The organism is Streptomyces melanosporofaciens (assembly GCF_900105695.1).
Taxonomy (GTDB): domain Bacteria; phylum Actinomycetota; class Actinomycetes; order Streptomycetales; family Streptomycetaceae; genus Streptomyces; species Streptomyces antimycoticus.
Window position 1 is genome coordinate 6,017,895 of record NZ_FNST01000002.1, and the last position, 13,063, is coordinate 6,030,957.

Here is a 13,063-nt window from a genome sequence, read left to right on the forward strand (position 1 = left end):
GCCAGGGCGCCGTCCCCCGGTCGCGCCGCCGCCGTCGCCGGTCGCCCGGCCCCTACAAGAGGCGGTATGAACACGTACCCCGACCCCCCGCTGCTCGCCGGCGTCGACATCGGCAGCACCCACTGCAAGGCGCTGCTCACCGACCTCGCCGGGAACGTGGTGGCCCGCGCCCAGCGCGGCACCCCGCGCGGCCCGGACGGCCACACCCACCCGGCGGGCGAAATCGTCGACGCCGCCCTGGACGCGCTGCGCAGCTGCGTACGGCGGGCAGGACGCGCACCCGCCGCCGTGGGGCTGACCGGAATGGCCGAGGCCGGTGCTCTGCTCGGGCCGGACGGACGCACGCTCACCCCCGTGCTCGCCTGGTCCGACCCGGGGCCGGCCCCCCACGCCGACCGGCTGCGCACCGCCTACGGGGCTCTCGCCCTGCACGCCCGCACCGGGGTCCTGCCCAGCGCGAAGGTCCCGCTGGCCAAGTGGTGCGCCCTGGTCGCCGAAAACCCCGACCTGCCGTCCCGGGCCAGGGCCTGGGCGGGCGCCGCGGACCTCGTGGCCCACACCCTCACCGGCAGGCTCGGCACGGACGCCACCTTCGCCCAGCGCACACTGGCCTGGAGTCCGCACACCGGCTCCTGGGACCCGGGGCTGCTGGCCGAGTCGGGGCTGACCGAGGACCATATGCCGCCCGTGCGTCCGCCGGGCCACCCGGTCGGCCGCGTCACCACCGGGGCGGCCGCCGCCACCGGACTGACCGCCGGCACCCCGGTCGTCGTCGCCGGCCACGACCACCTGGTCGGAGCCTGGGCGGCGGGCGTACGCGCGGCGGGACAGGTCGCCGACTCGATGGGAACGGCCGAGGCGGTCCTCACCGTCACCGCCGAGGTGCCGGACACGACCGCCGCGGCCCGGCAGGGTATGTCCTACGGCCGCCACGTCGACGGCGCCCACTGGATCGTGCTGGCCGGGATGCGCAGCTCCGGAGCACTCGTCGAGTGGTTCTGCGACCGCTTCATGGGGATGGCCGCCGCCCGGGGCGCCGAACGGTACGACGCGTTCGCCCGCCTCGTCGAGGCGGCCCCGCAAGGCCCGACAGGCATGCTCCTCGCGCCCTACCCCGAGGGCCGGGCCTGCCCCGAACCCGCCCCGGACGCCCGCTGCGACATCCTCGGCATGAGTTCCCGCCACGGCCTCGCCGACCTGGCCCGGGCCCTGCTCGAAGGGGCCGCGCACCACGTGCGGTGGATGACCGACGCCCAGGCCGCCCTCACCGCACGCCCCCCGGCGTCCGTGACCCTCCTCGGAGGCTCCACGCGGCAGCACACCTGGACCGCGGTCAAGGCGGCCGTCAGTCCCTGGCCCGTCCGCCTGTGTCACGAACCCGAGGCGCCCGCGCTCGGCGCCGCCGCCTGGTCCGGCGCCGCCCTCGGCCACGATCCCGCAGCCCTGCGGGCCACCGCCACCGAACTCGTCCCGGACCCGGACACCGCCCGCGCCTACCGCACCGAGCACCGGCACCGGTTCCTGCCCCACGTCACCCGATCCACCGAGCCGTCCACCGGGCCGGACCTGCCGGAGACGGCACCGCGCCCGTCCGCGACCGACGCCGGACCCCACCACCGAGGAGACCGTTCATGACCGCCCCCCGCCACCCGGGCACCCTGGCCGGAGGCTCCGTAGCACCGGCCGCCCTCGCCCGTCCGTCGGGCACCTTCGCCATGGTCGCCGCCGACCAGCGGGACTCACTGCGCACGATGCTGGCCGAGCGCGCCGGGGTGCCCGGCGACGCCGTGCCCGACGACCGGCTCACCGCTTTCAAACTCGCCGTCGCGCGCGAGCTCGGCCCCCTCGCCTCCGCGCTGCTCCTCGACCGCGACTACGGCTACCACCAGGTGACGGCCGAGGGCGCCCTGCCGGCCGGTTGCGCACCCATCCTCGCCGTCGACGTCCTCGACCAGCCCCCCGGCGGCGCCGTCCACGACACGTCCCTCGACGAGGAGACCGACCTGAAGGCCGCTGCCGCCGAGGGCTGCCGCGGACTGAAACTCCTCCTCATCTGGCGCCGGGACGACCAGCGCGACCGACGCGTCGCCCTGGCCCACCGATTCGTACAGCTGTGCCGCGACGCCGGTCTCGCCTCCGTCCTCGAGCCCGTCGCCCGGCCCACCCCGGAGGAAGAGGCGGCGGGCACCTTCCGCCTCAACGACTCCATCGTCGAGGCCGCCCGCGAACTCGCCCCCTCCGGGCCGTCGGTCTACAAGTGCCAGGTCCCGAACGGCGGCAGGGGGACCGTCGCGGAGATCGCGGCCCAGGCGGAGCGCATCGACGCGGCCGTCGACGTGCCCTGGGTCGTCCTCTCCCAGGGTGTCTCCGCCGACGACTTCCCCCGCTCAGTCGAGGCCGCCTGCCGCGCCGGCGCCTCCGGTTTCCTCGCCGGACGCGCCCTGTGGACCAACGCCCTGGACGCCCCCGAACCCACCGCCGCCCTCCGCGGCCCCAGCGCCGACCGGTTGCGCCGGCTCGCCGACGTCGTCGATGCGCACGGCCGTCCCTGGTGGACCGCCGCCGTCAAGGAGGTCACCGCCTGATGCCCGCCACCCGACCCCGGGTCTGCGTCCTGCACACCGTCGCCGCCCTGCCGCCGGTCTTCGACCCGCTCGTACGGGAACTCGCACCCGGTGTGGACGCCTACCACGTCGTCGACGAGAGCCTGCTCGCCGACACCGTGGCCCTCGGACCCCTGCCGCGCACGGCCGCACGCCTCGCGACCTACGTGACCGCGGCCCGGAACGCGGGCGCCGACGCCGTACTCGTCACCTGCTCCTCGGTCGGCCCCTTCGCGGAAGCGGCCCGGCCCCTCGTCGACATCCCCGTGTTCCGGGTCGACGAGCCCATGGCAGAACAGGCGGTGGCACACGGAACCCGCATAGCCGTACTCGCCACGCTCGACTCCACGCTGCGCCCCACCGCGGACCTCGTCCGCCGCCACGCGGCGACCCGCCGAGCGGACGTGACCGTGACCACCGCCATCTGTCCGGGCGCCCACCAGGCGCGCCTCTCGGGCGACACGGCCCGCCATGACGACCTGATCGCGGCGGAGGCGCACCGCCTGGCCGCGGACCACGACGTGCTGGTGCTCGCCCAGGCGTCGATGGCCGCCGCCGTCGACCGCCTGACGAGCGGACGGATCAGCGTGCCGGTTCTCTCCTCCTCGCGCACCGGGACCGCTCAACTCGCCACCGTGACGGCGCGTGAGGAGCGGGCATGAGCCGACTCGGCTGCGTGGCGGACGACTTCACCGGGGCGACCGACCTGGGCGCGGGCCTGGCGGCGACCGGTCGCCGGGCAGTCCCCGGCATCGGACCACCCGAGTGGATCCCGGCGGACACCGACGCCGTGGTCGTCGCCCTCCTGGAAACCACCGGGGCCGCCTGGGCCGTCGCGTACGCCGAACTGCGCCCGTGAACACCACGAGGCCGGCCGACCGGACCTCCCGCCCGACACACCACGTCCGTCCTGCACCGCGTCGCCCCACCGTTCGCGACCGGCTCACGGACCCGCTCAGGAGACCTGCCATGCCCACACCGTCCCCATGGTGGCGCAACGCCGTCGTCTACGAGATCTACGTACGCAGCTTCGCCGACGGCAACGGCGACGGCGTGGGCGACCTGCCCGGCGTCACCGCGCGGCTGGACCACATCGCCGACCTCGGAGCGGACGCCGTGTGGCTGACCCCGTTCTACCGCTCACCCATGGCCGACGCGGGGTACGACGTCGCCGACCCCCGCGATGTCGACCCGCTCTTCGGCACCCTCGCCGACTTCGACGCCCTGCTCGCCCGCGCCCACGACCTCGGCCTGCGGGTGATCATCGACATGGTCCCCAACCACACCTCCACCCAGCACCGGTGGTTCCAGGAGGCGCTGGCCGCGCCGCCCGGCGGCCCGGCCCGCGCACGGTACGTCTTCCGCGACGGCCGCGACGGCGGCGCCTTGCCGCCCACCGACTGGCAGTCGGTCTTCGGCGGCCCGGCCTGGGGACGCGTCCCGGACGGCCAGTGGTACCTCCACCTGTTCGCTCCCGAACAGCCCGACCTCGATTGGTCCCACCCCGAGGTCGCCGCCGAGTTCCACGACACGCTGCGCTTCTGGCTCGACCGCGGTGTGGACGGCTTCCGCTTCGACGTCGCCCACGGCATGGCCAAGGACCTCACCGAGCCCCTGCGGGATCTCGGGCCGCACCAGGTGCACCACTCCATCGTCGGGGACGGCTGGGAGGGCGGGCATCCCTTCTGGGACCGCGAAGAGGTACATGCCCTGCTGCGGGGCTTCCGTGAGACCGTCGACGGCTACGCCCCGGCACGGGTCACCGTCGCCGAATGCTGGGCGGCGCTGGAGCGGCGATCCCTCTACACACGCCCGGACGAACTCCACCAGGCCTTCAACTTCGACTTCCTCACCACCGCGTGGGACCCGGCAGCGCTGCGCGCCACCATCGACCGGTCGCTGGCCCTCGCCCGGAGCACGGGCGCCGCACCCACCTGGGTCCTGTCCAACCACGACGTGATCCGGCACGCCTCCCGACTCCGGCTCCCCCCGGGCACCGACCCGGAAGCCTGGCTGCTCTCCGGGGGCACCGAGCCGGCCGTCGACGCCGGGGCGGCCCTGCGCCGGGCCCGCGCCGCCGCGCTCCTGCTGCTCGCCCTGCCGGGCGCCGCCTACCTCTACCAAGGTGAGGAACTGGGCCTGCCCGAGGTGGCGGACCTGCCCGACGACGTGCTGCGCGACCCGGTGCGCCGCCGCTCCGGAGGAAGGCGCAAGGGCCGCGACGGGTGCAGGGTGCCGCTGCCCTGGACCACGGAAGCCCCCTCGTACGGCTTCGGGACGGCCGAACCGTGGCTGCCCCAACCCGACTCGTTCGCCGCCCTGTCCGCCGCGGTCCAGCGAGCCGACCGGGACAGCGTCCTCAACCTCTACCGCACGGCCCTGCGTATCCGCCGCACCGTTCCGGCCGACACCGAACTCCTGTGGAACTCCGCCGACATGGGCACGCTGGACTTCACGGTGGGCTCGTTGCGCTGCGTGCTCAACCCCGGCCACGAACCGATCCCCCTGCCCGAGGAGGCCGCTCCCCTCCTCGCCAGCACACCGCTGGCGCCGACCGCCCACGCACTACCGCCGGACACGGCCGTCTGGTGCACCCGCCGCCACGGCCCCAGCGCCGACTGACCAGACGGCGGCCACGGTGGCGAACCACGAACGGAACCAACTTCCCCAGCCCGTCAGCGCGCGCCCAGACGGCGTTCGAGGCGCTCGCCCACCCCCGGGCACCGCTCCCGGGTGATGTCCAGGAAGGCCGCCAGCACGGGGGAGCGGTCCTGGGCGCGGAAGGACATCACCAGTTCCGGCAGCTCCACCCGCGGGCTCACCTCGCACACCCGGACGTCCGGACGCGCCGCCACCCGCAGACACGCCGGGCCGAGCCCCACCCCGACCCCGCACGAGGCCAGCCCGATGATGGTGTGCGCATCCCACGCCTCGGTGACCCCACCGGCCCGCGCGGGCGCCTCGGTGCCCTCGTCCAGCAGCGCGGTCAGCCAGGCGGCGACCACCGGCTCCTCGTCCGCGGGCGCCACGATCAGATGCCGTCCCCTGAGCTGCTCGACGCTCACCTTGGACTGTCCCGCGAACGGATGGGCGGCGCCGACGACGGCCACCAGATGGTCCCGGCCGACCGTGACCGACACCAGATCCTCGGCACCCGCGCCCCGGGGCGCACCGCGTCCGATGGCGATGTCCAGCTCGCCCGCGAGCAGCGCGGCCGTGGACCGGCGCGTCGACATCTCCTGCAGCCCCAGTCGCACTTCGGGGCGTTCCCGGATGAACTGGCCCAGCACGGATGGCAGCAGCTCCAGCAGCGCCGAGCCGATGAAGCCGAGCCGAAGCTGCCCCGTCTCGCCCCGGGCGGCCCGGCCCGCGTCCGATACGGCGGCCGACATCTCGGCCAGCGCCCGGCGCGCCCTGGCCAGGAACGCCTCGCCCGCGGCGGTCGGGAACACCCCACGCGCCGTACGGTCGAAGAGGCGGGCGCCGAGCTCCCGCTCCAGCGCCGCGATCTGCTGGGACAGCGGGGGCTGTGCGATCCCGAGGGCGGCGGCCGCCCGTCCGAAGTGCTGATGCTCGGCCACCGCCAGGGCGTACCGCAGATGTCGTGACTCCATCGGACCGAGGATATCCGAGCCGATATCCAGGAGATATCGGCGGCGGGGTTGTCAGATATGGCGGTGGATAATGCCGAGCCGTGCCGGTGGACTGTTCCCCATGAGTGCCATGAGCCCCAGAACGCCGTCGAGCGATTCCCACCCCCTGAGCGATATCCACCCCGCCTCTGACCCCTCCGGCACCGTGTTCGTGCTGGTCCACGGGGCCTGGCACGCCTCCTGGCAGTGGGCGCCCACCCAGCGTGCCCTGGCCCGGCGCGGTGCGGCGAGCCTCGCCGTCGACCTGCCGGGGCACGGCTTCGAGGCACCGCTGCCCTCGGGCCACCACCTCCCCGGCCAGCCGGGTTTCGCCACCGAGAAGTCGGCGCTGGCCGGGCTGACCCTGGAGGAGAGTGCCGCGGCCGTCGTCGCCGCGTTGCGATCGGTGCGCCGCTACCAGAAGGTAGCGCTGGTCTCGCACAGCGCCGGTGGCGCCTCGGCGTCCCTGGCGGCGGAGCGGGCCCCCGAGCTCGTCGACGAGCTGATCCATCTGTCGTCCTTCGTCCCCGCCGGGCGCCCCCGCTTCGCCGACTATCTGGCGGCCCCCGAGCAGACCGCGACCGTACGGGGGCAGGGGCTGATGCTGGGCGACCCGGAGGCCATCGGCGCTTTCCGGATCAATCCGTTCTCCGTCGATCCGGCGTATGTGGAAGAACTGCGGCTGACCTACTACCACGACGTCCCGGCCGAGTCCTTCGCCCGCTGGTACCACGCCCTGAGCCCCGATCTGCCCTTCGCGGTGCCGACCACCCCGATCGCCCTGACCCGGGAGCGGTGGGGCCGGATCCCGCGCACCTTCATCCGGTGCGCCGAGGACTGGGCGTGCACCCCCGCGCTGCAGGATCTGATGATCGCGGAGGCCGACGCGGCCATGCCGGATCAGCCCTTCACCGTGCGGTCGCTGCCGGGCAGCCATTCGCCGTTCGCCGCCCGCCCCGACGAGCTGGCCGCCGCGCTCACCGGCGGCGAATGACCACCGCCGGTGCCCGGGGCGGTCGGCCGCCGCGCCGCCCCGGGCCCGCTCGGCCCGCGTCACAGCCCGCGCTCGCAGCCCGCGTCGCGACAGCCGCGTCGCAGTCCGCGCCCGCACCCCGCTTCACACTCCGCGGCTCAGCCCGCTGCTCAGTCCGCGTCCTGCCCGTACCAGGCCCGCAGCTCATGCTTCATCGACCGCTGGAACGCGATCACCAGCGCCTCCACCACCAGCGGCTGCATATGGGCCGACAGCGACTTCTTCGCCTGCATCCGCTCCGGTCCGCTCCCGGACTCGTGATCACGCTCGGGCCCCCACACCTCGTCCCGGAACAGCCGGCTGAGCTCGCGTGCCGCGGAGCGGGTGTGTTCCAGGACGACCGCATGGGCCGTGCGTATCGTCTCCATCTCGATCGGCACGTCCAGCAGCCGCAGCCCCAGATGGAGCACCTTGGGGTCGATCCGGAAGCGATCCGGGTCGTCGGTGCGCTCCAGGGCGTCCAGTGCGGCCAGCCGGTCGATGTCCTCCTCCGTGAGCTCCCGCCCGGCCCGCCGGTCCAGCTGTTCGCGGGTCGTCTCCTCGGGGGCGTCCGGGCCCCAGGAGGCGACCAGGGCCCGGTGGAGCGCCAGATCGTCCTCGCTCAGATCCGGTGGCAATTGGCTCAGATAGCGCTCGATGGCGGACAGGGTCATGCCGTGGCGCTGCAACTGTTCGATCAGCGCGAGCCGGGAGAGGTGCTCGGGGCCGTAGTGGCCGACTCGGCGGGGGCCGATCGCCGGCGGCGGCAGCAGTCCGCGGGTGCTGTAGAAGCGCACGGTGCGCACGGTGACCCCGGCGCGGGCCGCCAGTTCATCGACGGTGAGGGTGGGTTCCTCGGTGCCGGGGGTGGTCATCGGCCGTGCCTCGCTCTCCGCGTCGTTCTGCTTCGCCGGGCCGCTGCCCGATCGGGTTCATCAGTATTGCTGTCGCAGCACCGCTGTGAAACCTTCCGCCGCCACTGGCTCAACACCGGGATCAGCACGACCTGTTGACGGTCTCTTTACCGATGAATAGCGTGCGTCGCTGTTCAGCTGTGTTGGTTTTCTTCCGAATCTGTGAGGTGGGGTCGGATTGAGCTCGGAACGCGGCAGATATGGGATACGGCGACTGATCGGGGCGGTGCTCGCCATGACCACCGCTGTCGGCCTCGGTCTCACGGCCGCGGACACGGCCGTCGGAAGGTCGTCGGACGCGGGCAAGTTCCCCGCCGATGTGCATACGTACCTCGAGGACCCGGAGCGGACCGGCGAGGGCCAGGAACCCCCGCACACCCCCCTGCGGCCGGACGGGCCCGACCGCAAGGCATGGGAGCGCAGCCTGGACGGATCCTGGCGGTTCGCGAGGGCCGACCGGCCGGAGGACGCCCCGAGCGGCTTCTGGAAGGACGGCTACGACGCCTCGGCGTGGCAGCGCGTCCAGGTCCCGCACACCTGGCAGACCGACGACCTCGACCATCCGGTGTTCCGCAACGTCCAGAGCGAGGTGGCGCCGGACGATCCGCCCAAGGTGCCCCGTGACACCAATCCGACCGGGGCGTATGTCCGCGACATCACGGTGCCGCAGAACTGGGACGGGCGCCGGCAGGTGATCCGCTTCGACGGGGTCACCTCCGGCTGGTTCCTGTGGATCAACGGCCACTACGTCGGCTACGACCAGGGCGGCTATGTGCCCGCCGAGTTCGACGTGACCGACTATCTGCGTCCCGGCGCCACCAACCGGATCGCCGTCCAGGTGCACCGCTGGAGCGCGGGATCGTATCTGGAGGACTACGACCAGTGGCGCTACGCGGGCATCTTCCGCTCCGTATCGCTGTACTCCACGCCCACGACCCGCATGGAGGACGCGTACGTCACCACCGATCTCGACGCCTCCTACCGGGACGCCACGCTGCGCACCGAAGTGGACATCGCCCGCACCGGAGGCGACAAGAGCGGACCCCATCAGGTCACCGGGGTGCTCTACGACCCCAAGGGGCGTGAGGTAGGGCGTCTGACGGCCGAGGAGAAGGCCGGGAAGGCCGAGCTGACCGGGCAGATCGCCAACCCCGCCAAATGGACCGACGAGACGCCGAACCTCTATGCGCTGGTGCTCACCCTGCGTGATCCGGACGGCAAGGCGATCCAGACCGTGCGCCAGAGCGTCGGATTCCGTGAGATCGAGGTCAAGGACAAGCAGCTCACGCTCAACGGCAAGCGCGTCCTGATCCGTGGCGTCAACCGCGCCGAGACCGACCCGACCACCGGGCGCCATGCCACCCGCGCCCGGATGGAACAGGACGTCCGGCTGATGAAGCGGCTGAACGTCAACGCGATCCGCACCTCCCACTACCCGTCGGACCCGTACCTCTACGAACTCGCCGACCGCGAGGGCATCCTGATCGATGACGAGATGGAGGTCGAGACCCACAGCCACGAGAACTGCCCGGACGACTGCCTGGCCGAGCGCCCCGAATGGCAGAAGGCGTTCCTGGAGCGCCACCAGGGCATGGTGGAGCGCGACAAGAACCACCCCAGCGTCATCATGTGGGACACCGGAAACGAGGCCGGGCTGGGCAAGGCGCACTACGCGATGGCGAAGTGGACCCGGGCCAACGAGCCCACCCGCCCGCTCTACCACCAGTCCAACAGCCCCGACGGCGACGCGCCCTACGCGGACATCGCCGGACCCCGCTATCCGACCCCGGCCTCCCTCGAAACCAAGGCCAAGACCTTCACCAAGCCCATCGTGATGGGCGAGTACGCCCACGCCATGGGCAACAGCCTCGGCAACTTCCGCGAGTTCTGGGAGGTGATGCGCGCCTACCCCAGCGCCCAGGGCGGCTTCATCTGGGACTGGGCCGAGCAGAACATCCGCCGTCCGCTGATCACCACCCCCGACTCCTCCGGCAACGACATCGCCGCCTCCCTCTCCGGCAAGCCCAAGGTGGTCGACGGCTACGGCGGGAAGGGCAAGGCGCTGTATCTGTCCGGGCTGGACGACTTCGTCGAGATCTACCGCGATCCGAAGCTCGACCTCACCGGTACCGCCGTCACCCTCGACGCCCGCGTCAAACCGGCCGGGCCCTGGACCGGGGACTTCACCATCCTCAGCAAGGGCGACCAGTACGTCCTGCGGATGAAGGACGAGGACACCCTCGAATTCACGATCACCAGCGGCGGCAAGCCCCGTACCGTCACCGCGTCCGTGCCCGACGGCTGGACCGGCGCCTGGCACCGGGTCACCGGCACCTACGACGGCACCGCGCTGCGCCTTTATGCCGACGGTAAGGAGCTCGCCAAGACCGAGTGGAGCGGGCACATCGACTACACCGGCTTCGACCTCGGCGTCGGCCGGAACAACGACACCATGGAGGACGGCTGGACCGGCCGGACCGCCAAGGGCACCATCGACCAGGTCCGGGTCTATGACAGGGCGCTCGGTGCGGAGCCGCTCGTCCAGGACCAGGACCCCCGGGGCGACGCCCTGATCGCGCTGGACTTCGACGACTTCACCCGTAAGGGCAGCTACCTCTCCTACGGGCTCTATGAATCCGGTGTGGACGGTCTGGTCACCGCCGACCGCGACCCGGAGCCGGAGACCGCCCAGCTGGCCTGGGTGCAGGCCCCGATCCGGATCACCGACCCGGGCGGCGAGGGCGCCCGTACCGGCAAGGTGAAGGTCACCAATGAGCGCGCCTTCACCGGCACCGATGATCTCGCCCTGCGCTGGACGGTGACCGAGGGCGCGCGGACCGTCGCGAGCGGCACCCGCGCCCTGGACGTCGGGCCCGGCGAGAGCGCCACGGTCCAGCTCCCGGCCCCGCCCGTGGGCCCCAAGGGCTATGAGCGCCATCTGACCGTGCGGGCCGTCACGGCGCACTCCACCGACTGGGCCAAGGCCGGGCATGTGATGTCCTTCGGCCAGTTCGCGGTCGGCGGCGACAAGGTGCCCGAGCCCGCCCCCGCCCCGGCCGCGGGCGGGCGAGCCAAGGCCGTCGAGCGCGGGCAGACCGTGCGGGTCAGTGGCGAGGACTTCCAGTACACCTTCGGCAAGAAGGAGGGCACGCTCACCTCGATGCGCGTGGCGGGCCGCGAACTGCTCCGCTCCGGCCCCGAACTGGACGCCTGGCGCGCCCCGATCAGCAATGAGCGCTCCGACTGGGGCACCGCCGAGGGCAAGCGCTGGCGCACCCTGGGCCTCGACCGGCTGCGCACCACCGTCGACGGGGTCGAGACGACCCCCGGCGACGACGGCACGGTCACCGTCACCGTCCGCTCCACGGCCGCCGCGCCCGATGTGACCGGCGCGTCCTTCGGCCAGACCGTGGCCTACCGGATCGACGGCGCGGGCCAGGTCCGGATCCGGCACCAGGTCGAGGCGCGCGGCGACTTCCGCACCCTGTCCTATCTGCCCAGGATCGGTCTCCAGCTGAAGGTGCCCGAGCGGTACGGCACCTTCCGGTGGTACGGGCGCGGACCGGTGGAGAACTTCAACGACCGTAAGGACGGCACGCCCATGGGCGTCTGGTCCTCCTCGGTCGAGGACCAGTACGTCGAGTATCTGAAGCCCCAGGACCACGGCAACCACGACGATGTGCGCTGGGCGTCCCTCACCGACCGCGGCGGTGCCGGACTGCTGGTCTCCGGCGATCTGGAGGCGGGCGCCAGCGCGTACGACGAGCTCGACCGGGCCGCCTATCCGCACTTCCTCAAGCGCAACGACGGCTGGAACACCCTGCACGCCGACCACGCGGTCACCGGCGCCGGCGACACCCCCAACCCGGTGCGCGACCAGTACCGGGTGAAGGCCGACAGCGCCTACGACTACACGCTCACCCTGCGCCCGCTCAGCGGCGGCGCGGGGGCGCACACTGGAACAGGAGGGAAGTAACCGCACCACCGATGGCCCCATGAACACGCAGCGCCCCCGCCGCCCCACCGAAGGCCACGACCCGCCGCCCGCCGGCGGCATCCTGTGGGCCGTGGCGGGGGAGCTGCGCAGCCTGCTCGCCCTGCCGGCCGCGATGACCATGCAGGTGGCACATCCGGCCGTCGGGGCGGGCGTGGACCAGTACTCCGTCTTCCGCACCGACCCCTGGGGGCGCGGCGAGCGCTCCCTGCGGTCCGTGCAGCTATGGGTGTACGGCGGGGCACAGGCCGAGGCGGAGGGACGCCGGCTGCGCAGGCTCCACGCGTCCATCCAGGGCGTCGACGCACACGGCCGCCCGTACCGCGCGCTGGACCCGCCCGTCTATGCCTGGGTGCACGCCACCGGCTATCCGGTCTATCTGCGCGCCCAGCGCTATCTGGGCACCCGCCCCTTCACCGCCGCCGAGGAGCGGCAACTGTACGGGGAATGGCTGCGGATCGGACGGGTGCTGGGCATCGACGACCGCGAGATGCCCGGATCCGTCGAGGAGTTCTGGCCCTACTACCGCACGATGGTGCGCGAACGGCTGGAACCGACCGTCGTCGCCCGTGCACTGACCGCGCCCGACGCGCCCGTCCCTCCACCGGGCCCGCTGCCGCCCCGGCTGCTGTGGCCGCTGCTGCGCCCGCTGTTCACCCGCTTCCGCGCGTTCCTCACCGTCGGGCTGATGCCGCCGGACGCGCGGGAGGCGATCGGGCTGGGATGGACCCGGGGGCAGGAGCGGCGGCTGCGGTGGTTCGGGAGGGTCGTCCGGGTCGTGGTCCCGCTGCTGCCGGAGCGGCTGCGCTATCTGCCCATCGCGCGTGACGCCCGGCGCCGCGCCCGCGCCGGACGGCCGTGACCAGGGGATACGCCGAGCGCCGACGCATCACGGCGACGCCGGGCCC

The 13,063-nt window shown here is 73.1% G+C and carries 10 protein-coding genes; 8 read left to right on the forward strand and 2 right to left on the reverse strand.

Features of this window, described 5'->3' with window-relative positions:
• Positions 1–66: 66 nt before the first annotated feature.
• The 5 genes from BLV72_RS28915 to BLV72_RS28935 all read left to right on the forward strand — a co-directional run bounded on the left by BLV72_RS28915 (position 67) and on the right by BLV72_RS28935 (position 5,225).
• Positions 67–1,635 carry an FGGY-family carbohydrate kinase gene (locus BLV72_RS28915; RefSeq protein ID WP_093465909.1) on the forward strand — a complete coding sequence of 523 codons (1,569 nt, stop codon included), beginning with the start codon at positions 67–69 and terminating at the stop codon, positions 1,633–1,635.
• Positions 1,632–2,585: a hypothetical protein gene (locus BLV72_RS28920; protein ID WP_093465911.1), complete on the forward strand. Its 954-nt coding sequence runs from the start codon at positions 1,632–1,634 to the stop codon at positions 2,583–2,585. The genes BLV72_RS28915 and BLV72_RS28920 overlap by 4 nt, the downstream gene beginning before the upstream one ends.
• Positions 2,585–3,265, forward strand: a complete 681-nt coding sequence (locus BLV72_RS28925) for an aspartate/glutamate racemase family protein (RefSeq protein WP_093465912.1) — start codon at positions 2,585–2,587, stop codon at positions 3,263–3,265. The genes BLV72_RS28920 and BLV72_RS28925 overlap by 1 nt, the downstream gene beginning before the upstream one ends.
• The gene (locus BLV72_RS28930) at positions 3,262–3,462 is read left to right on the forward strand and encodes a four-carbon acid sugar kinase family protein (RefSeq protein ID WP_093465914.1); all 201 of its coding nucleotides are present in this window, start codon (positions 3,262–3,264) and stop codon (positions 3,460–3,462) included. The genes BLV72_RS28925 and BLV72_RS28930 overlap by 4 nt, the downstream gene beginning before the upstream one ends.
• A 110-nt stretch (positions 3,463–3,572) precedes the next feature.
• Entirely contained in the window at positions 3,573–5,225 is a 1,653-nt protein-coding gene (locus BLV72_RS28935) for a glycoside hydrolase family 13 protein (protein ID WP_093465915.1), read from the forward strand.
• Between the two features lie 53 nt (positions 5,226–5,278).
• Here the strand turns inward: BLV72_RS28935 and BLV72_RS28940 are convergent, their stop codons facing one another.
• A complete protein-coding gene (locus BLV72_RS28940; protein WP_093465917.1) occupies positions 5,279–6,217 on the reverse strand; it encodes a LysR family transcriptional regulator in 939 nt (312 codons plus the stop codon).
• Between the two features lie 100 nt (positions 6,218–6,317).
• Between BLV72_RS28940 and BLV72_RS28945 the strand changes: the two genes are divergently transcribed.
• Positions 6,318–7,229 (forward strand): alpha/beta hydrolase, encoded by a 912-nt coding sequence (locus tag BLV72_RS28945; RefSeq protein WP_244321057.1) that lies wholly within the window; start codon positions 6,318–6,320, stop codon positions 7,227–7,229.
• Between the two features lie 149 nt (positions 7,230–7,378).
• Here the strand turns inward: BLV72_RS28945 and BLV72_RS28950 are convergent, their stop codons facing one another.
• Positions 7,379–8,122, reverse strand: coding sequence for a MerR family transcriptional regulator (locus tag BLV72_RS28950; protein WP_059144311.1), 744 nt, complete (start codon positions 8,120–8,122; stop codon positions 7,379–7,381).
• A 274-nt stretch (positions 8,123–8,396) separates the two neighbouring features.
• Between BLV72_RS28950 and BLV72_RS28955 the strand changes: the two genes are divergently transcribed.
• Both BLV72_RS28955 and BLV72_RS28960 read left to right on the forward strand, forming a co-directional pair.
• The gene (locus BLV72_RS28955; protein WP_093470609.1) at positions 8,397–12,137 is read left to right on the forward strand and encodes a glycoside hydrolase family 2 TIM barrel-domain containing protein; all 3,741 of its coding nucleotides are present in this window, start codon (positions 8,397–8,399) and stop codon (positions 12,135–12,137) included.
• 19 nt (positions 12,138–12,156) lie between these two features.
• A complete protein-coding gene (locus BLV72_RS28960) occupies positions 12,157–13,017 on the forward strand; it encodes an oxygenase MpaB family protein (RefSeq protein WP_093465918.1) in 861 nt (286 codons plus the stop codon).
• Positions 13,018–13,063 lie beyond the last annotated feature (46 nt).

What these genes read in the sequence shown, in the direction of transcription:
- BLV72_RS28930 (WP_093465914.1), top strand. Translation starts at nt 3,262, where the DNA reads ATGAGCCGACTCGGCTGCGTGGCGGACGACTTCACCGGGGCGACCGAC.
- BLV72_RS28950 (WP_059144311.1), bottom strand. Translation starts at nt 8,122, where the DNA reads ATGACCACCCCCGGCACCGAGGAACCCACCCTCACCGTCGATGAACTG.
- BLV72_RS28955 (WP_093470609.1), top strand. Translation starts at nt 8,397, where the DNA reads ATGACCACCGCTGTCGGCCTCGGTCTCACGGCCGCGGACACGGCCGTC.
- BLV72_RS28935 (WP_093465915.1), top strand. Translation starts at nt 3,573, where the DNA reads ATGCCCACACCGTCCCCATGGTGGCGCAACGCCGTCGTCTACGAGATC.
- BLV72_RS28920 (WP_093465911.1), top strand. Translation starts at nt 1,632, where the DNA reads ATGACCGCCCCCCGCCACCCGGGCACCCTGGCCGGAGGCTCCGTAGCA.
- BLV72_RS28945 (WP_244321057.1), top strand. Translation starts at nt 6,318, where the DNA reads ATGAGTGCCATGAGCCCCAGAACGCCGTCGAGCGATTCCCACCCCCTG.
- BLV72_RS28915 (WP_093465909.1), top strand. Translation starts at nt 67, where the DNA reads ATGAACACGTACCCCGACCCCCCGCTGCTCGCCGGCGTCGACATCGGC.
- BLV72_RS28925 (WP_093465912.1), top strand. Translation starts at nt 2,585, where the DNA reads ATGCCCGCCACCCGACCCCGGGTCTGCGTCCTGCACACCGTCGCCGCC.
- BLV72_RS28960 (WP_093465918.1), top strand. Translation starts at nt 12,157, where the DNA reads ATGAACACGCAGCGCCCCCGCCGCCCCACCGAAGGCCACGACCCGCCG.
- BLV72_RS28940 (WP_093465917.1), bottom strand. Translation starts at nt 6,217, where the DNA reads ATGGAGTCACGACATCTGCGGTACGCCCTGGCGGTGGCCGAGCATCAG.